20 protein-coding genes are annotated in these 18,983 nt (G+C 42.4%); 10 read left to right on the forward strand and 10 right to left on the reverse strand.

Translation table 11 applies throughout. The annotated features are described in order from the left end of the window. Nucleotides 1–11 precede the first annotated feature (11 nt). Complete coding sequence (locus ATB76_RS05460) at nt 12–326, reverse strand: hypothetical protein (RefSeq protein WP_050566740.1); 315 nt, start codon at nt 324–326, stop codon at nt 12–14. Between the two features lie 340 nt (nt 327–666). Between ATB76_RS05460 and ATB76_RS05465 the strand changes: the two genes are divergently transcribed. After that, on the forward strand, nt 667–912 hold the full coding sequence (locus ATB76_RS05465) for a hypothetical protein (RefSeq protein WP_042601664.1): 246 nt from the start codon (nt 667–669) through the stop codon (nt 910–912). A gap of 165 nt (nt 913–1,077) precedes the next feature. Beyond that, the gene (locus ATB76_RS05470) at nt 1,078–1,425 is read left to right on the forward strand and encodes a helix-turn-helix domain-containing protein (RefSeq protein ID WP_080774333.1); all 348 of its coding nucleotides are present in this window, start codon (nt 1,078–1,080) and stop codon (nt 1,423–1,425) included. A gap of 163 nt (nt 1,426–1,588) precedes the next feature. Here the strand turns inward: ATB76_RS05470 and ATB76_RS05475 are convergent, their stop codons facing one another. The 8 genes from ATB76_RS05475 to ATB76_RS05510 all read right to left on the reverse strand — a co-directional run bounded on the left by ATB76_RS05475 (nt 1,589) and on the right by ATB76_RS05510 (nt 10,520). Beyond that, the gene (locus tag ATB76_RS05475) at nt 1,589–3,067 is read right to left on the reverse strand and encodes a hypothetical protein (protein WP_042601666.1); all 1,479 of its coding nucleotides are present in this window, start codon (nt 3,065–3,067) and stop codon (nt 1,589–1,591) included. A 213-nt stretch (nt 3,068–3,280) separates the two neighbouring features. Next, a complete protein-coding gene (locus ATB76_RS05480) occupies nt 3,281–4,033 on the reverse strand; it encodes an outer membrane beta-barrel protein (RefSeq protein ID WP_042601668.1) in 753 nt (250 codons plus the stop codon). Nucleotide 4,034: 1 nt separating this feature from the next. Next, nucleotides 4,035–5,084 carry a hypothetical protein gene (locus ATB76_RS05485; RefSeq protein ID WP_038873258.1) on the reverse strand — a complete coding sequence of 350 codons (1,050 nt, stop codon included), beginning with the start codon at nt 5,082–5,084 and terminating at the stop codon, nt 4,035–4,037. A 2-nt stretch (nt 5,085–5,086) separates the two neighbouring features. Further along, nucleotides 5,087–5,809, reverse strand: coding sequence for a hypothetical protein (locus ATB76_RS05490; RefSeq protein ID WP_042601671.1), 723 nt, complete (start codon nt 5,807–5,809; stop codon nt 5,087–5,089). A gap of 8 nt (nt 5,810–5,817) precedes the next feature. After that, the gene (locus tag ATB76_RS05495; RefSeq protein WP_042601673.1) at nt 5,818–8,589 is read right to left on the reverse strand and encodes a TcfC E-set like domain-containing protein; all 2,772 of its coding nucleotides are present in this window, start codon (nt 8,587–8,589) and stop codon (nt 5,818–5,820) included. Then, nucleotides 8,586–9,110 (reverse strand): hypothetical protein, encoded by a 525-nt coding sequence (locus tag ATB76_RS05500; RefSeq protein WP_038873264.1) that lies wholly within the window; start codon nt 9,108–9,110, stop codon nt 8,586–8,588. The genes ATB76_RS05495 and ATB76_RS05500 overlap by 4 nt, the downstream gene beginning before the upstream one ends. Before the next feature lie 75 nt (nt 9,111–9,185). Next, nucleotides 9,186–9,698 (reverse strand): hypothetical protein, encoded by a 513-nt coding sequence (locus ATB76_RS05505; RefSeq protein WP_038873267.1) that lies wholly within the window; start codon nt 9,696–9,698, stop codon nt 9,186–9,188. A gap of 480 nt (nt 9,699–10,178) precedes the next feature. Further along, entirely contained in the window at nt 10,179–10,520 is a 342-nt protein-coding gene (locus ATB76_RS05510) for a hypothetical protein (protein WP_042601677.1), read from the reverse strand. Between the two features lie 496 nt (nt 10,521–11,016). On the opposite strand from ATB76_RS05510, the gene ATB76_RS05515 reads away from it, so the two are divergent. The 4 genes from ATB76_RS05515 to ATB76_RS05530 all read left to right on the forward strand — a co-directional run bounded on the left by ATB76_RS05515 (nt 11,017) and on the right by ATB76_RS05530 (nt 14,779). Beyond that, a complete protein-coding gene (locus tag ATB76_RS05515) occupies nt 11,017–11,244 on the forward strand; it encodes a glutaredoxin family protein (RefSeq protein WP_038874778.1) in 228 nt (75 codons plus the stop codon). Nucleotides 11,245–11,528: 284 nt separating this feature from the next. Further along, on the forward strand, nt 11,529–12,635 hold the full coding sequence (locus tag ATB76_RS05520) for an HlyD family secretion protein (protein WP_061034838.1): 1,107 nt from the start codon (nt 11,529–11,531) through the stop codon (nt 12,633–12,635). Next, on the forward strand, nt 12,625–13,626 hold the full coding sequence (locus tag ATB76_RS05525) for a DUF2955 domain-containing protein (RefSeq protein ID WP_042601681.1): 1,002 nt from the start codon (nt 12,625–12,627) through the stop codon (nt 13,624–13,626). The genes ATB76_RS05520 and ATB76_RS05525 overlap by 11 nt, the downstream gene beginning before the upstream one ends. A gap of 133 nt (nt 13,627–13,759) precedes the next feature. Next, nucleotides 13,760–14,779, forward strand: coding sequence for an FUSC family protein (locus ATB76_RS05530; RefSeq protein ID WP_061034839.1), 1,020 nt, complete (start codon nt 13,760–13,762; stop codon nt 14,777–14,779). Between the two features lie 66 nt (nt 14,780–14,845). On the opposite strand, the gene ATB76_RS05535 is transcribed toward ATB76_RS05530, so the two are convergent. Beyond that, nucleotides 14,846–15,715 carry a LysR family transcriptional regulator gene (locus ATB76_RS05535; protein WP_042601685.1) on the reverse strand — a complete coding sequence of 290 codons (870 nt, stop codon included), beginning with the start codon at nt 15,713–15,715 and terminating at the stop codon, nt 14,846–14,848. 112 nt (nt 15,716–15,827) lie between these two features. On the opposite strand from ATB76_RS05535, the gene ATB76_RS05540 reads away from it, so the two are divergent. The 4 genes from ATB76_RS05540 (at nt 15,828) to ATB76_RS05555 (ending at nt 18,947) form a co-directional block, all read left to right on the forward strand. Then, a complete protein-coding gene (locus ATB76_RS05540) occupies nt 15,828–17,039 on the forward strand; it encodes an MFS transporter (protein WP_061034840.1) in 1,212 nt (403 codons plus the stop codon). 82 nt (nt 17,040–17,121) lie between these two features. Next, nucleotides 17,122–17,703, forward strand: a complete 582-nt coding sequence (locus tag ATB76_RS05545) for a DUF1415 domain-containing protein (RefSeq protein ID WP_042601689.1) — start codon at nt 17,122–17,124, stop codon at nt 17,701–17,703. A gap of 108 nt (nt 17,704–17,811) precedes the next feature. Beyond that, complete coding sequence (locus ATB76_RS05550) at nt 17,812–18,387, forward strand: nucleoside triphosphate pyrophosphohydrolase family protein (RefSeq protein ID WP_005445519.1); 576 nt, start codon at nt 17,812–17,814, stop codon at nt 18,385–18,387. A 236-nt stretch (nt 18,388–18,623) separates the two neighbouring features. Continuing rightward, on the forward strand, nt 18,624–18,947 hold the full coding sequence (locus ATB76_RS05555) for a hypothetical protein (RefSeq protein ID WP_042601693.1): 324 nt from the start codon (nt 18,624–18,626) through the stop codon (nt 18,945–18,947). Nucleotides 18,948–18,983: the final 36 nt, after the last annotated feature.

The raw sequence follows: 18,983 nt of genomic DNA on the forward strand, positions 1-18,983 counted from the left end.
GGGCTGTTCCATTAAATACTTAAAGAACAAATCGAGTTCAGTGCCATATCAGAGATTATTTTTCTTGTGCGCTTTTCATTAAGTACACCATCATACAATTCAAGTTTTTGACATACAGAGGCCACATCATTGAGCCCACAAGCAGACACAATACCTTTTAATCGGTGAGCTAAAGTCTTATTGCTGTAGCTTTGTTCTATTACATCTGCGTGGAGTGCTTTTAATCCACTAACTGCCAGCCTTCTAAAATGAATTCCTTTATTCGATGTAAACTCCGCACCCGTGCTTTTCTGAAATAACGCTTCATCTATTCGATATTTGATCAATGCAATTCACCTTACTTTACAAGTACAAATGCGCGTACAGTGCCTAATTTGACCAATGTTTCATATAGCATTTGTATGTAGCACATAGTTAAGATGCTAATGACCTGACACAAAGCTGACTTTAAATGACATAAAACATCAGCCATAAATACCCAATAAAAACAATGGTATAAACAACCCACATCGAAATATGCATTCGTTTTTGTTGACGATGTACTTTATAGCTAAAATATGGCCAAACTCTCACTATGGCATTTATAACTTTTTATTTTACAAAATTCGGAAATCAGTAGCATACTAATAGGCATACCAACCAACCTAACAACTAAAGGTGCCTACTATGCGTTATTTTGTTATTTCAGTGTTCAGTGTTTTGGCTTTTATTTCTTTCAATGCTTCAGCTGCAAATGTGACCGTAAAGTGGTTTGGCGTTGTGCCTAGTCTCGACTGCTCTTCTCGTCCAATCAGCAATCAGATCGACTTTGATTCTCTCGATGAGAAGTGTAAATCGGAGTTCAAAATTGAAACTAAGTCCAAAGCAGAAAAAAGAAATGAAGATCAAAAAATAGTAAGGTTTGACATGTGAATTTGAAAACAGCCACTTCGATCGTCTTGAGTGGCTGTTATTCGCTTTCCTACTTTTAGAACAAGCTTATGAGCACTTTCAGAGTACAGCAAATTAAAACAGCCCTTAACTGAGGCCGTATTTAGATAGATGATTGGAGTTATTTCTTAACTTTTAGTCACTACTATGCCGATCAATATCGAGTTCCATGCTGGTTCTCTCGCACTCGTAATAGAAAAACGTCATAAAAAGAAAACGGAGCCATTTAGCCTAACCTTGACCCGCAGTGAATTTTTAGTGCTTAAAGAGCTTGCTTCAAACTGCGGAAAACATCTCTCCAAAGAACACCTTTTTCGAATCGGCTGGCCAGATAGCTACGTCGGTAGCAATTCTTTACCAATGACCATCATGTCTTTACGCAAAAAACTGCATCTCGTCGGGGATTTCTGGGAAATCTCAACGATCCAGCGCCATGGCTATAGCTTGAACATTGCGATGTACTACCGTCAAACCAAAATCAAAGTCACCTTCTAACAAGAGTTAGACATTTGAGGGGAATCAGCATTGAGTCCAACATTGCTGTTTAAACTCGTACTCCATTCCACCTCTAATCCATGATTTCTGACCTAACCCATAAATGCAAAAAAGGCATCTTTATGATGCCCTCTTTTAGTTTCTGTTCTTAAGTTAAGCCAAATTAAAAAGGTGTCGGCTCATCCTGAACACAAGTCACAAAGTAATTGCCATCGACATAATCTGACGCTAGGCCCGTTTTCATATCTACCGTCTTGAACACACTAGCATCACTCGCAATGTACTGTTGTGACACAGGCCAGTTATTCGATGTTTCTACATCTTCAGCACTTAAGACGTTAAGTTCTGTAGACGTTGGTAGGCGGCCAGAAGCATTACTCGTACAAAAACTTTGCGAACTGCTTGAGTTAAACAGAGCTAGAGATAACTCAGGTGTAAACGTGTCATCAACGAAGGAGCCGCTGTACTCAATCTGTTCCATCAGTGCTTCTGAAATCGTAAGTGGTGCCGTGAAGAACTGCGCTTGACTATGAATACCACTCCATTGAGCTGCTTTATTCGGATCATACACTGGAACTTCGACCAAACCGTATCCATAGGCACCATTGTTGTCTGATACTGCAAAAGACACATAGTGATAACCTACGACCGATGTTTCAAACGTAAGTTGTGTATTTCCTAAAAAGCCAGGGTTTAGAGGTGCAGTGGCAGCATTAAAGGAATCAACATGTATCAACTGGAATCGGTCATCATCCAATGAGGTCACAAAAGGAGCGATATCAATCGTCGTCTTTTCTCCAACTTTGACTTTGTCTACAGTGCCACCCTTTTCAACTTGAAGCCCCAAGTTTGGATCAAAAGCAACAGCGATATCTAACGTGCCGAGATAAACCTCGCCTGTTGATTCGTTGATATAACTGAACAAGATACGTTCAATACCCTCAAAGCCAAAGAACGGCGTGTAAGTAATGGTGTTTCTAAGCGAGTTCACTGTCGCAGTAATTGGTGCCCCAGGAAACGCATAAGGTAAAGAAATTTCTTCACTCAGCTTAAAACCGGAAGGAACGCTGATAGCCGCTTGAAAAAGTAGTTCGTCTTTAATATCCACCGTTACCTCTGTTTCAACAAAGGTAACAGCACTGATCGCTGGCCATTCAACTTCTGAGGTTGCTGTCGCTTCTGCACTCGTCACTGCTACACGCGTTATTGCGATATCAGTCGGAGCCGAATCCGCACTCGCAGCAGAAACTGAGCTCATGCTTGCCTGAGCAATACTAGGGGCATCAACAACTTCTACTTTATATTCATATGTACAAGATTTCGAAGTATCTGCCGCAATAGTAAACGCTTGTTCAGTTTGCTCAAGTGGGTAACATTCTGCATCTTGCGTTAGTGAAGTTACCTCAACAAGTCTAAAGCTCTTGCCGTCGCTTACCGAGACTTTATCTGACAGATCCACTTCGTAGTTCGCATCATGCTGAGTAATAAAAGTCGCGTTTTGAGCAACGATTGTCGCTGGTACGGTACTTTCTGGTGAACCAGTATCTTTTGCATTGTCACCTTCGCCATTACAGCCGGCAAGGGCAATAGCCATCGCTACCACGGCGTATGGGAACTTCCTTTTGTAAAGGTTATGGTGCATAGACATCTTTCCTATCATTTATTGAATTTTGCTATGGTAAATATTTCAACCGTAGAGACATAGGGCACTTTTTCATCGTTGCCTATTCAAGTGCCAATAGAGTTTGCTTCGAGCGCAATGCTTTTGTTATCAAGGTTTAGCTAGCCGTTGAGAATAAGACTGAGGTGTTAAATAGGGTTAAAAAAAGCACTGTGGTTACAGTGCCTTTTGTCTTTATTCACAAACAGCTCTTGGGTAGTTAATGACTTCTCCCGGATAAACAAGATCCAAGTTTCGCCCATTTAATTGAGGGTTGAGTTCCACGATGTCCCGCAGCGTTAAGTTATTAATACGCGCGATTTTCAATAAGTAATCTCCCTTAACCAATTGGTAAGGATAGCTTTCTAAACGGCACTCTTTTTGTTCTGGAACGACTTCGATAGGCTCCTCTATGATAGGCTTTTCAGGCGGACTAACTGGCTCATCCACCACAGGCTGTGCCTCAGAGAAACGATATAAGAATGAAAAATTGAATGAATAAAGATCATCATCCAGTTCATAAATATTGAAGATACCTTGATAACTCACATCCGCATACCAATTGGTTGATAATTGATATTGAATTCCCAGCTGTGCTGATGGGCTTACTTCGCTTTCAATAAATGCAAAGCCAGGACCTGCGTAAATCGAAGCAAAATCACTGACTGGCATCAGCCAACTCGCTTTAATCGAGAGTGCATCAAGTTCAAGACCATCATCTCGTCGCCAGTCGAAATTTTGGTATCCGGCCTCAAGAAAAATATCGTTTTTATAGGTGAAGCCTGCCATCGCTTCAAAACCGAACCCTTCACCATCTTTTTTTCTGTCATCTAAAACAGAGGCGTTTAGTCCACCTTTGACATAATATGGCGTGGCAACCTCCACGGATTGCGCGTTAGATATGGAAGCCGCAGATGCCATTAACGCTAATAAATAATACTGTTTCATCTTATATACCCGGCTCTACCATAATCGTTACTGTATCGGCGTAATCGCCGGACACTAAGGTTTCACCATCAACGTCATAATCGAACTTCAGATTGAAAGTAATGCTTTTTTGAATACCGCTCCCCTCGCCAATCGTCGTGACTTGTTCAAGCAAAACACCATCATCAACCAATTTGGTCGCACTGCATTCATTGCACACAACGCTATAAGGAATGGTGACGTCGGGAGAAGTACTGTTCACCATCTCGTAATCTTGCGACGGCATGGTTAACACAATGCCATCATGGAAAAAGCCCATTGCCTCAAGTCGGTAATTAGTTTCAGAAGTCACACGACGATCCGTACTGTTGTAGTTTGGCGTCATGATGCCGTCCCCACTTCTGACTTCCAGACCTGTAATTTCTACAGGGTCGTAATCGAAGTTAAAAATGATCACATCGTTTATGTTTCGGAATGTCGAAATGCCACTGGTGTTTTCGTAGTAATAGCGAATCATGATTGGTGCTGATGCTGAGTAACTGCCTTCAGACTTGCCATATAAGGCGTTTACGATCGCCATATCATCGATTTGAAACATCGGACGAAACAAGAGAAATGGCGATGTAGGTGTCGCAGGAGACAGTTTCGTCGAGGAAATGCATCCAGCACCTGTGCTCTCTAGCGTAATGAGTGGCAATGCTACTTCATCTCGCGTACACCCGCCGCCAATCGTATTCGTACTCTCAGTTAAGTTAATACCAGTCGTGTTGTACTGAATACCTGTAATCGTGATAGGAATGCTATCTGTGGTTTCTACATTCAGCCCCCCTCTCAAGGTAATCGAACTTTGCGGGACAACGGGGAAAGATCCGGCAGACCAAGAAAGCACAGAGCGCAAAGCGGGTGGTACTCCCCACTTACTTGGCACCTTGTTATCGCCTTTTCCATAAGTGACGTTGTCCCATTTTATACCATCCGATTTCACTTCAGCATTGACGTAAAAAGCGCCATGAGAATAACTAGACAGTAACAACGCACTCGTTGCTATGAAATGATGAAACACCTTGTGCATTTTTAATTACTCCGTCTAATGATTTCAGCTTTGGAATAGCTACCATCGTGAGAGTTGACTATGATATTTAACGCATCGCGCTGAATGGTATCCAACAAGTTAAAGGTTTTCTCGCGACCAGCTAAAACGATGAGCTTTTGTCGACACTGTGCAGTCACTCGAGAGTCACAACTATCTATAAAGATATTGATCATCGTATTGCTGTCGTTCTTAACTTCTAACATTTCCCCTTTATTTAAGATTTCATAATTCAACTGAGGAGCAGTCGTCGGAATGATATAAACGGGTGCGAAACCATAGTTGATATCAACACCAGAAGTTTTCCTTTCACCTTCTTGATATTTACTTGGAATGAACGACAACATAAACATTAAGTCCTTTGAGTTATCACAAGTTGTATTGTGACAAAGGCTTCGAATACCGATGTCTTTCGTTTCACCAGGTTTAAGCACCAACTTTTGATAAGTTAACGAGATCTTCCAATCTTCTAAGTTGTCTCTCGAGTAATTGATCTTATCAATATCCACCCCATTATTAATATTTATTTCATCGATTTCTGTATTAATAAATAGTGGTACATCTTGGTCGTTACTAAGGGTAATTATTCCATTACCCCTTTCGTCGCCAACAATCACCATTTTATCCACCTTGAATGCTTGTGATGGAGTAGAAAAAACAGTAAAAGCCAAACTCAACAATGGTAAGGTAATATTCTTTAATTTCATGACATGCCTTAATTTACTTTCGCAACTGGGTAACTGATTGAATTAGTCTTATACAAACGCTTTGCTAATAGTTTGATCGTTTCAATTTCTTTTTCATGACTTGCTAACATATCGGCCATATTCGACGCTTTATAGGCAATATAAACGGCCTTCAATGAACCAATGTCTTTTTGAATAACTCGATATCCCAATGACTTAAGCTTGTTAACTGAATTTTTTAATTGTTCAGACTCCTCATAGGAACCTAGGAAAATGGCACTAAACAACTCTTCATCAATCTCAATCTGTTGAACTTCATTGCCGTCTGCAATTGGCAAGCAGTAATTCTGTCCAAAGTTCAATTGAGTCGTTGATGTAAACTCATAAGGTAACAAGCATTCGTTTTGATCTGAGGTCAGTTCAAAATCTAATCCTTCCAGAACCGTTACTCGATAAACACCATCGGCCATTTCATTGACTTCCAAACATCCTATGCCCCCACATTGGACGTCAGTAATAGGTTCATCAGAAATGTTGTTGAACGCACTTACAAATGAAACGACGCGGCTGATCTTAGGAGATAGGTAAGAAACCGTACCAGGGTGGGTGTAGACTTTTTTCTTACTTTCACCTGAGTTGTACAAATTGACACTTTGGGAATCAAAGTTAGCATCGTATTCATGGTAACTTCGCAAAGGAACAATTTGGTCATCGTCATATACGATAAACTTACTGTTGGTTTTGCCATCTCGAGCGAGCGTTAGATAACCTTTTTCTATGATCTCTTCATCATTTTCGGTGTTGCGAATATCTTGGATATTGACCAAGGTATAAGCTTCCGAACGATCTTTGGTTATATGAACGCCTTCCGTCGTGACAATCTGTGTACTCGATAAGCCAGCGTTAATACCGCGAGTGCTGTCTTGCGAAGAGACATAAGCCAATGCGTTCATTCGTGCATAATCATTGTAGCCATCAGCACTCAACGTAGCGTCTTGATACATATCTTCGAGGTCACGGTTATAAGTGTTGCCAACCTCTAAAGCCGTATTCACTGAATCAGAGTCTAATAAGTTGCTTTTTCTTACTGACGTTCGTAATTGGTTTAGCGTGTCAGTATCAGACGAAATACTCGCGATAGCGTCCATTGAATCTGAGAGAGGAATAGTCCACAGTACGCTAATGTTCTTGCTCTCATCGACGTCGGAGTAGTCAAAGTTTAGGTTCAAACGAGAATCTAAAATTGCCGGTGCACTGTAACCAACAGAAACAAGGTTGGTTTCTCGCTCAAGACTTCCGCCACCGAGCTGATTATTGAGTAATGTCTCATCACTGCGGGTATAGATCGCGTAAATGGAGCGGCCTTGCCCAAAGTTATAACTCGAGTTGACCGACCACCGAGAGTAATCAATATACCCATACATATGTGAGGCAACTGGGTCACCTTTGTCGTTATCTAATGATTCGTATGACACATTAAACCAAGGCAAACCGAGGTTGACGTTACTGTGCGCTGCGTCATCAAACTGACTGTGAACACCTTCCAATACCATGCCGGTGTTGAGCAGGTAGTAGTTAGCCCCTAGGCTATACATGTTTCCAGTATCCGTAACCAGTGCCCCTGCTCCTAATTGGAGTGATGGCAATACCTGGTAGTTGATAAGCCCTCGACCATAGGCATCGTCTTTAACGTCTGTGACACCACTCTCTTCATAGTCGTAGTAGCTTTCCGCGAACAAACCTGCGCTAAGGGCGTAATCCACACTTCCTTCACTAAGCGTGTCATTTGTACTGTTGTAGACTTGAAATGTTTGTGTGTTTACCACTTGTCCATTATTAGAAACTTCAACTCTTGCTTCATACCGTCCAGATGGTAATTCACTGTAAGAGATTGAGTTTTGGCCTTCTGGCACATTCGCTTGATAGATAATTCGCTCACCACGAAAGACTTGGACAAGGCCACTCGAAGGAACATAGAAACTCAATACTTTATTGCTGTTTTTGCCGCCTACTAAAAGCTTTTCTGAAGTGGAAAAAGTCATCGAGTTTTGTGACAAACGAGCAGTATTGTTTAAGTAATCTGTGGAGTTTACAGTCGGGTCATACTCAAAATGTCCTGCTTTGAAAGCGTAGGCATCCACGTCCAAATGATATGCCACTTCGTACAGCTCTGAGCCATTTTCACTATTGGTTAAATTGAAATCACTTCTTAAATAACCATAAGGGAGACCAAGTGTCACTTCATCATTGAGTGATACAACTGAATCCCTTTCATGATAGGTACTAACATACAAATCGAAAGAATTGATCAGACCATTGCTATTACTTTTTGGCTCATGATATCTGCGGTTTTTGTTTGAATTATAGAGTTCGAGAATGCTCGGAGAAACAAACAAATACACTTCTTGGTCGTTATAGTTTTGAACAATTTCGAAGGTTTCCGGGAAAATCTCACAGTTTTCAATTTTGCCAATGCACTGTGACTTATCTTCTATTCCTTGAATTAAGACTGAGATGATTTGCTGGTGATAATCGGCTTTAATATTGTTATCGTTGAGGTACTTTTCGATCTTATCTAAAGAGTCTTGATTATTTTCATCAATTTTTAATGTTTGAAATGAGCTCAACACAGGTACAGACTCAGAAAAAGAGCCATCGAGATTTCGGAATTTAACAAACGTCTCTTGTAACTTGAAATGATCTTCAAAGCCATCAGGAACACCTGTAGCAAAAATATTATTTGAGTAAAGTTGGCATGCTATAGCGAAAGAAATGCTTGCATACTTAAATTTGTTGTTCATATATCTACTCCAACTCTAAACTCGACTTCACCACTGCATTCTTTCAAAGGACCTGTTGATATGGCTTCAGAAAAAGGGATAAATTTTAATTCGATACTGTGTTCGCTATATTTATAAGTACCATCATCAGTCTTAAAGTCTTTCAACAAAGCCTTCTCACCTATCGCAATCAAATCGCCATCAAAATAGACAGAGGTAAAATTCTCTTGGGGATTCACCTCGCCAAAATAATCAGTACAACTTGTTGTATTTCTTAATAGTTCAGAGGTATACCCGACGCTCGAAGTATTCATTGGTATATCGGTTGATACTTTCATCGTTGTAACTTCGTTCTTGAACCCTGATCTATCGTCTTGAATATCAAGTTGTAATGACGCAGGCTCGAATTCGACCTTGGTAATCGCATCGGTATAAAGGTTACTAATATCTATGTTTGTTGTTACTCTTAGTGTTTTTTCTAAAGCACTCACATTCATGCTAATGAACATAAATCCAAGTAACATTACTGTTGTTTTTTTCATATCGATTCACTAGCTTAAATTAATAGGGCTTGCCTGACGCAAGCCCTAACTATAAAACCTTATAGAAAAGGCTTATTAGATTGCCGATGCAAGTAGCGTTACTGACGCTTGAACATCTTGACCACTAACGTCTGCTGCAAGTACTGCGGTTTGAGAGATAGTTACGCCAATTGAGTCAGTAGTACCAGTTAGTGCCGCGTTTAAAGCAACGACTTCACCGTTAATCTTAACTTCAGCAACTTGGTCAAGTTGTGGAGAGCCCGCGTATGCGATTTCAGCTGCTTTTAGAGTCCAAGTCGCAGCTTTTAGAGCACCAACTACAGGCGCTTCTGCAGTACCATCGTTAGTGTGTGATTCAAGTAGAAGAGCTGGAGATACGAATGTACCGTCAACATTTGGAGCAAGAGTACCTGTTACAGGGCTCAAATCACCACCAAGACCAGTAATAAGTAGTGTGTCACCTGCGTTAATTGCAGGAACTTTACCTGTCCATACAACCACTGCAGTTGGATCTGCCGCTTGTGCACTACCCATAGCCATACCTGCCAAAACTAGAGAAGTTAGTGCTGCTTTTTTGAAGTTGTTCATTTTTGTCTTCCTTAGGAAATATAAATACACAATGTAAGTAAGTTAATCTGAATCAGTTGGATATGTTTCCTCACTCCGCCGTGACCAGACGTGTGTATTTTGCAAATCACTCGAAGTAATTTATTGAGCATTTCAAACAATCAATATAAATAACTGCCTATGGCAAAGTGCTTATTACTTATTTTCTATATTCCTCCCATATATACGACAACGTCATGCTCTACAAGAAAAATAAAATTGATTGAAAAGACAATAAGAAGAACTTTCTTTTTATTTAGCATCAAAAAGGACATAAATTTTGCGAGTTTACAAGATTCTGATGAGTAAGAGGGTGACGCCTAAGTGGTTAAAATCAGAGAGCGTTGGGCATCACCCAATACACAATAGGATGATGTTTTGAAGTTCAGTAGAGATAGATAGAAGAGAGAGAAAGGTCGTTCGACCTACTGGGTGGATTGGTAATTATTTTAGAATAACGTGTTATCGAAACACTTCACACAGTAAGTGTTTATGCTTGCTGGCACTCCCGCACACATTGAAGTTGTTGGTGTTACATCCTTTTGTTGACGCGGCTTTAGAAACCTGTTTTTTATTCAATGCGATCAGTCGGCTTTGACGGTTGCAAACGGGACACCCTACTTTTTTGTTTGCAGCTAGGAAGTTTTTAGGGGATGTGTAGAAAGAGCCATGCACAAGACAAATGATCTGCACATAGGTGTTTTGGTTGAGGTAATCGACTTTCGAGTAATCGTATAAATCTCCATGTTTCTCTTTTGCTTTAATAATAAACTGCTCCGCACGTGTTATCTTATCTTTCGGCATGGTCTGATCACTAATTTTAATTCATTAAACATCATATCCTTTAGTTGATTGATAATTTCACAATGAATATTTTAGCTAGAATAGCTTTCTTGTTTTATGTTTTACACTTATGCTAATAAAAGTTCTAAACTAGTGAATTATAAACTATTTAATCTCATTTTCATCAAGGATAAAATAAAATAGCATTTTTCATTTATGACATTATTAAGCATAGTATGCATTCTTTATACAAATTAATATGAAGTGCTATATAACATGCCTATAAACTTACATACTATCTCTCTCGTAGCACTTTCATGGTGCTCGTCTTTAGTCTTGAACTACATAATGCTTTATTATTCCCCCTCCCTGCGGAGGGGATTTTTTTATCCTCAATCTCTCTGATGTCTAAGCTCTTCCTCCCGTTAATCCTACTTTACTTAGTCGTTCACCAAGCTTTTCTTTACCTTGAAACCTCGCTAAACTTCGCCTCCCGACGATAATGGAGAGAAATTGAATGAAACGTGTCGTTCTTTACGTCAAAGACAAATGCCCGCATTGCAAAGATGCTCAACGTTATCTTGATTCGAAAAATATTAACTACCGCTTGTGCAACGCAAAGATGCAGCGCGGTCGCAAAGAGCTCGATGCTCTGGGTGCTCGCTCTGTACCTGTACTGAAGATTGGCGATCAAGTCATGATTGGCTGGAACCCAAAGAACTTTGAAAAAATGTACAGCAACTAAGAGGCGAGCCAATCCAATTGCTCGGCTACTTAGTCTACACTGAAGAGCTTCTGCAAAGAGAGGCTCTTTTTGTATCTGCCCCGCACTTATCTTGCCTGAGCATCTACGCTTTGCTGCTCAATCCGACGACTATTCAAATTAGCAAGTGTCGTGTAATGGCAATTTTTAGTTACTCACACACTGTATTTTTACACTCAAGCCAACCGGTCTCAGTTTAATTCGCGCCTTATCTTGCATCGTTCATAAACTCTGACCGTTCTCTTCTACAATCAGTGAGTGTGAATATGTCAGAGACAGCAGCAGAAAACCAAGTAAGCCAGACGCCGCAACCTGTTAATAAGGTCAAGCGCACAACCAATGCATTATTGGCACTCACTATGGTGTCCATTGGTACAGCGATTGTGGCAGATCGCATCATTCCGACGACCGACAATGTCCGTGTGGAAGGCAATGTCGTCTCATTGTTCCCACAAGTTTCTGGCCAAGTAGACAGCGTCAGCATTAAGCCAAATACCGAAGTCAAAAAAGGCGATGTGCTACTGCAAATTAATACCACCGATCACCAGATTGCGGTCAAGCAAGCAGAAGCAAAGCTCAAAATCGCAGGACAGAATGTTGGCTCGCAAATGGCAGGTGTGATGTCGGCACAAGCTCAATTGACCACCGCGCTCGTGGCACAAGAAAATGCTAAACGCCAAGGTCAACGAGTTTTAGCCATGGCAGAAAAAGGCGTGGTTTCAAAATCAGATGCAGACACTACTCGCGCAGCCATTGATAAAGCGAATACCGATGTCGTTAACGCCAAAGCGAACCTAGAAAAAGCAAAAGCTCAGGTGGGAGCGGCAGGTGAAGAAAACGCTCAGATCCAATCGGCCTTACTGGAACTGCAACAAGCGCAACTGAACTTATCACGCACGACAATGCGAGCACCTTCTGATGGCGCTGTGACCAATTTTAATTTGTCGCAAGGCGCTTATGCCACGGCAGGTTCTCCCTTGATGACGTTTGTTGAAAGCGACGGTTTATGGCTTGAAGCCTTCTTCCGCGAAAACAGCATGGGCAATATTAATGCCGGAGATAAAGTTGAAATTGCGCTCGATTATGCTCCCGGACAAACCTTCTATGGCACAGTATCTTCAGTAGATTTAGGGGTTGCATGGGGCGCGAATAATCAGCTAGGCACCTTAGCCACCGTAAAAAATCAAAATGGTTGGCTACGCGATACACAGCGTATGCCCGTGACCATTAAGCTCGATGATAAATATGCGGCTGACTTAATGCGCATCGGTGGACAAGCAGATGTGGTGATCTACACAGAGAGCAACGCTCTATTTAACTTTCTTGGCAAGATTTGGATCAATCTAGTGAGCGTGTTCTCTTATGTTAGATAGTCTGACCCAAGCACAAGAACGTCGAATACTGCGCTATGTTGTCACTGTAGGTTTGGCTACTTTTATCGCGTTATGGTTTAACTGGCCTTTGGCATTTTGTACGCCTCTTTTGACGGCAAAATTCATCGTCGATAAACCGCAGTTTCATATCCTGCATGTCAAACAACTTGGCTATGCGTTGATCTCCACCGCGGTCATTGGCTTTTTGGTATCGAGCGGCTTGCCAGAGTACAAAATAGGTTTTCTGGCTGTACTGTCGTTGGGGATGCTGTGGAGCTATTACCTATTTACCGATCCAAAATGGGTAATGTTTGCCACTTTCTTGATGATTGCCCTGATTTTGATTCCATCGGTTACCATTATAGACAAGCAAGCCGCGTTAGACGTGGGCATCGGTTTTGCGTTTTCTGGTATCGTCGCCGTAGCGCTTTATGGGGTGTCGCATGTTTACTTCCCAGAAGAGGATGCGACTGAATTTGCTGGCTTCCCTCCTTCCCCCTTAAGCAAAGAAGTTCGTTGGAATGCTGCGATTCGAGCTTGGATGATGTCGTTTCCCTTGGTTTGTTTTTATTTCTATTTCCAACTGTCACAAATATTGCTCACGGTTGCGTTTATTATGCTGCTTTCTCTGATGGCAACCAGCGACAAGGCGGGCAAAACGTCACTGTTTTTCGTTATCAGCAATGTGTTAGGAGGACTACTCGCTTTCGCCGCCTTCGTTACCATTTCTCTGGTGCCAAATATGTACATCTACATGCTTATTATGTTGGTGGTTATTACGTTACTTGGGACCAAGATTTACACAGAGCCCGCTAAAGCCCCAGTCTACGCCACTGCATTTACGGGTTTTATGGTGTTAATGGGCACCTCCATGAGCAGCGGGGCGTTAGACGATAAGTTCTACGTTCGAATATGGCAGTTAGTGTTGGTCGTTGCTTACATGGTATTTGTGACCTATTTCTTCGAATCTCGTGACAAAAAAGCCGCGTAGTCGCATTAAGCTTGGGCACTTTATGATGCTCAAGCTTTCATCAGCATTGTCGCAAACTGGCAATGAATATTTCATCAAATTGGTAATCTCATACCTTCCATATTGTTATTCACTGAAGGATGGGAAATACGCCATGATCGATTCACTCACTCAAAAATTCATCCCACCAAAACCTTACTTTGTATTAGGTAACCGCATGTTTTTGCTTTCTATCGTGCTGCTTATCATCAGTGCGTATTTTTATGATGTCGGAGAAGCTTTTGTGGCGGTGGAAGTGGGTATAATCCACTACCTATATAACCTTAAATTCAGCACAACAAAGGACACGCTATTAGGTAGCCTTCATCCTTTGGTCATGACATTAATTGCGGTACCACTTTCCATGGTGCCTATCACTTATGCACCTTTTACCAGTGCGCTGTTTGCTTTCTTACTCGTCATAACAGAGCGTGATAAACACCACCAAGGAGTACCGAAGTACATTCTGCCGCTGACGTTTATGTTGTTATCAATGATGATGCCGGTAGATATCCCAGCCACAGAACTCATGCTTCAACGTTCAGTATCGGTTGTGCTTGGCATCACTGTAGCGATCATTGCTAGTACGCTGGTTTGGAGAAACACCAACGCCCAGAATGGCTCGATGAACACCACACATAAAATTGGTCGTGTTGATCTCAAGTACTCCAGCCGCAAAGCGCTAGGGATTGGCTTTGTGTTGTCGTTAGGCATATGGGGTGGCACAGGAGCCGTTTTAGGTGCTTACCTATTTATGATGATCCATAGCCCGTTTAGTAAAGATTTAGCACCGAAAGCTTGGCAACGTTTGAAAGGAACCTTGCTTGGCGCATTAGTTTATTTGCCTGTGGGATTGCTATTGGGCTCGTTCAACTCCGACATGGCAATGACAATAACCATGTGGGTTTTGGTCATCGCTTCGCTATACGGCATCCTTGTGTCTCTCGAACACAACTACACCGTTGCCACAGCTTGTATCATGCTGCTTATTCTTACTGTATCGGTAGGTCCTTTTAATCCAGAAATGGCAGAATTGATCTTTTCGCAGCGAGTATTGTTCACCGTAATCGGTGGCGCTGCCATGGTGGCTCTTGGGGTTTTGATACCACTTAATGAGAAAGAGATAACTGCATAAAAAAGAAAAGCCTCCCAATTAAAGGGAGGCTTTCCATTGAACAGTTTGGTTTTAATTGGATACGAATCAAACATACCGCTTCACAAAGTCAATGAAAGTACGGTCGGCAATGGATAGATAGCCTTGTTTTCGCCAAGCGACTGCAAGGTCGAGCTTAACGCTCGGTTCAAATGGAATACCCACCACACCCTGCTCATGTTGTGTCACCAACTCTAGGAGAGCGGTAATAGCAAATTCTTGTTTAACGATACTCAGAATGAGCGGCAACAAGTTAGTTTCGAATGAGGACTTCATCGTAAAGCCATGCTTTTCACTCACGTGGTCTAAGAATTCTCGGTGGAAGTAGCCATGTTGGAACATCACTAAGTCATGCTCGAAAAACTGATCAAATGTGATGGCATTACGCTGAGCTAAATCATGTTCCGGAGCCACGACAGCAACCATTTGGCTAGTAAACAAATGGTCAGTTTCTAAGTCTTCTGGTACATCGTCACAACTGATCACGCCAATATCGAGCTGTCCATTAAGTAACATTCGACGAATAGATTGAGTGCCCGCCTCCACCAGCGTCAGCTTTAAATCTGGATACTGGCTCTTAAACGCCATGACAATTCGAGGGAAAAAATAGCTGCCCATCATTGAAGGCGTACCAAGTCGCACTTCTCCTTTGGCTAAACCTTTGAGTTCATCAATCGCAAGCTGCGCATCGTGTAACTGTTGAATCACTCGCTTAGCATGAACCAACAAGGTTTCCCCTTCTTTGGTTAAGCTGATTTTTTTTTCTTCTCGACGAAACAGCGTCACACCAAGAGACTGTTCGAACTTCTTAATTGAAATACTTAACGCTGGCTGAGCAATGTGCAAAGCCTTAGCTGCATGAGTAATGTTGCCGTGTTCCGCGACCGCCAAAAAGTGTTTGAGTTGTTTCGATTCCATTAGATCAAAAATATATACCAACCATATTTTTAATATATTTTTTCAATCCAGAACTAACTGATAGATTGATCACAGTTTCTTTATATTTGCTCGCTCGCATTAGGCAGGACTCATGGTCAGTTTCGGCACTCCGGAATACAAACGCATTACGCTATCTCTGGCGCTCGGCTCTTTTTTGGTTTTCTCAAACCTTTATCTCCTTCAGCCGATGCTGCCAAGCTTTGCGGTGCACTTTCAGATCTCGGAAACGCAGGTTAACTGGCTATTCGCCGCCACCACACTAGCTCTCTCCTTTAGCTTGGTTCCGATGGCTGTGCTTTCTGAATCGATTGGGCGCAAACCCGTAATGATGTTTGGTCTGTTTTCGATCCCTGCAGTTTCTGCATTAATGCTGCTTGGCGATTCGTTTTTGTTCTTAGTGGCTTGTCGCGCTTTGATCGGTGTTGCGCTTGCCGCGTTTGCTGCTGTTGCCGTTGCTTATATGGCAGAAGAGCTAGATAAACACGCATTTTCAATGGCGATCGGTACTTATATCGCAGCCAATTCATTGGGAGGGATCGCAGGGCGTATCAGCGGAGGTTTGTTGGCAGACAACTTCAACATCGATGTCGCTATCGAAGTTATGATGCTATTCACCCTTATCGGCGTGGTCAGTGTGTATTACTTGCTGCCAAAACAGAAAAACTTCACCCCTTCTTCGAGCAGTTTAAGGCATCACAATCGAGCTATTGTCGGACACTTCAAAAATCAACGTGTGTGGTTCGCCATGCTGATTGGTGGTTTGAACTTTGCGTTGTTCGTTAATCTTTATTCGGTAATGGGTTTCCGCTTGGTCAGTGCGCCACATAATGTGCCTATCGGGTTAGCTTCTCTCATCTTTGTTTGCTATTTGGGTGGTACGTTCTCTTCCCGCTGCGCCGGTCATTGGAGTAAACGCTTTTCGCCGATACTTGGCATGTTTTTGGGCTCTATCGTCAGCATGGCTGGCATGTGGATCGCAGTGATTGAAAGCATACCTGCGATGCTCACAGGGTTATTGTTGATCAGTTTTGGTGCGTTCTTCACTCACACACTCGCATACGGATGGGTTGGACAAAACGCGACACAAGCAAAAGCGACGGCGACCGCATTGTATCTCGTGCATTACTACATTGGCGGCAGTTTAGGTGGATTCCTATTGCTCTATTGCTGGCAAAACGGCGGTTGGTCGAGTGTACTCATCGGTGGCAGTGCACTGTACATTGCCATGTTCGCTGCTATCGCATTCTTAAAACACATCACAGAGCGAATCGACGCTGGCGATAACGCAGACATAGCAGCTTAATGAAGCGTTAAACCTTATTGGTTTTATGTTGTGGCGCCGGTCTGCTATGCTTGCGCCACATTCATAAAAGCAAGAAAGTCGTATGCCAACGCGCTCAACACAAGAATCACCAAACACCGATATCAATGCGATCACAGAGCAAGTCGATCAATGGCTCAACGATGTCGTGATCGGGTTAAATCTCTGCCCGTTCGCCGCTAAGCCACAGCGCAATAAACAAATCAAAATCTTCGTTAGTGAAGCCTCGCAAGAAGAAGCTCTACTTGAAGACATTTTGCTGCAACTGATCGAACTCAGTAGTACCGAGCCAGAAAAACTGGAGACAACCTTGGTTGTGGTTCCAAACATGCTGCAAGATTTCTGGGATTACAACTTCTTCATTGATTGGGTTGAAGGCTTGATCAAACAGCAAGATTGGGAAGGCATTTTCCAAGTTGCCACCTTCCATCCTGATTACTGCTTTGGCGGTGCAGAACCAGAAGATGATGAAAACCTGACGAATCGCTCTCCATACCCAGTGTTTCATTTGATCCGTGAGGAGAGCATGGAAAAGGTACTTAAGCACTACCCTGATCCAGAGTCTATTCCAGATACTAATATCGCACGTGTCTCAGCGCTTTCAGAAGAAGAACGTAAGAAGCTCTTCCCTTACCTCTTCCGCTAAAACTCACTCCCCAAGAGACAGAATTCTAACCAGTTAGAATGGGATCGCTTGGGGATTAAAGTTCGGTTTGATATGATTGCGACTTCAATCGATTCAATGGACATTAGAATGCAACTGTCAAAGCTAACCCAAGAGATTTTTGATCACCTATACCGTGACATCACCGAGTTCCGTAGCACTTTCGACCTACCAGTGGCGGATGTTGCAAGCCTAGACGCACAAGCAGATACGCTACACACTTCTCTTGCGATCGAAGAGCTTACTGAACTAGCGGAAGCGGATTGCAAAACCGAGCAAGCAGACGCAATCATTGACAGCGTTTACGTTCTAATGGGTCGTCTAGTACACCTTGGTGACAGCAAAGTTGAAGATAACCTAGCGATCAGCTACCTGATCGATCTACTGCTTAACGTAGCGGTGAACCGTGGTATCGACTTTATCCCTTGCTGGGACGAAGTGCATTCAAGCAACATGAGCAAAGTGTGTCGCAACGAACAGGAATACGCAGAAACAGAAGCGTTCTACGCTGAACAAGGCATCAAACTGATGGCGGTTCAAAAAGGCGAATACATCATTGCGAAATGCGCAGAAGATTTTGTATCTGAAGGCAAAACGGTACGTAAAGGCAAGGTTCTAAAATCGGTTTACTACCGCCCTGCCGACCTTAAGCCACTTACACAGTAAGTCGTCCATAAGGCACTACAGATAAAATACAGCGCCCACAATACTCGATATTGTGGGCGCTTTTTTATTCTGAGCTTTATTGGACAACTTTCGAGAATTCATCCAAATTGAATCTGCGCGTTGCATTCCCAACTGCATTGTTATGCTCAAACTAAACACCTGTTCAGTATTTATTGATATTTCTGAGGTCTATCTCTCTGATAACCTTATCTCAGTTACCATATCGTGGATTACTTATGATTCATATATCTCAGGTGTTGCCGTTAGTCGAAAAACAGCTCAAAGAATTGCAGCCTAAAGAAGCGGTAGAGTTTAAGACTTACAAAAGAGACCGCGGCTTTCTGATTTGTTGCCTAGTCGACTGCGAGTTCCAAGTTGTTGAAACGGGGTATCACAATCAAACGATAACGGGAGATTTGGTCAGTACGCGTAAACACGTTAAGAAAGCCCTACGACGAGAGTTTCCGAGAAGTAATAAAGTTTGGGTGGAGTACTTTAAGGGGGTCGATAACCCATTAGATATCAAGAAGTCCCATTCACATCAGATGCCTCTGTTTTAGTCTCGCAACAAATAAACGCTTGGCATCTGGATGCTC

Origin of the sequence: Vibrio sp. MOR3 (assembly GCF_001557775.1) — a bacterium.
In the GTDB taxonomy this organism is placed as follows: domain Bacteria; phylum Pseudomonadota; class Gammaproteobacteria; order Enterobacterales; family Vibrionaceae; genus Vibrio; species Vibrio jasicida.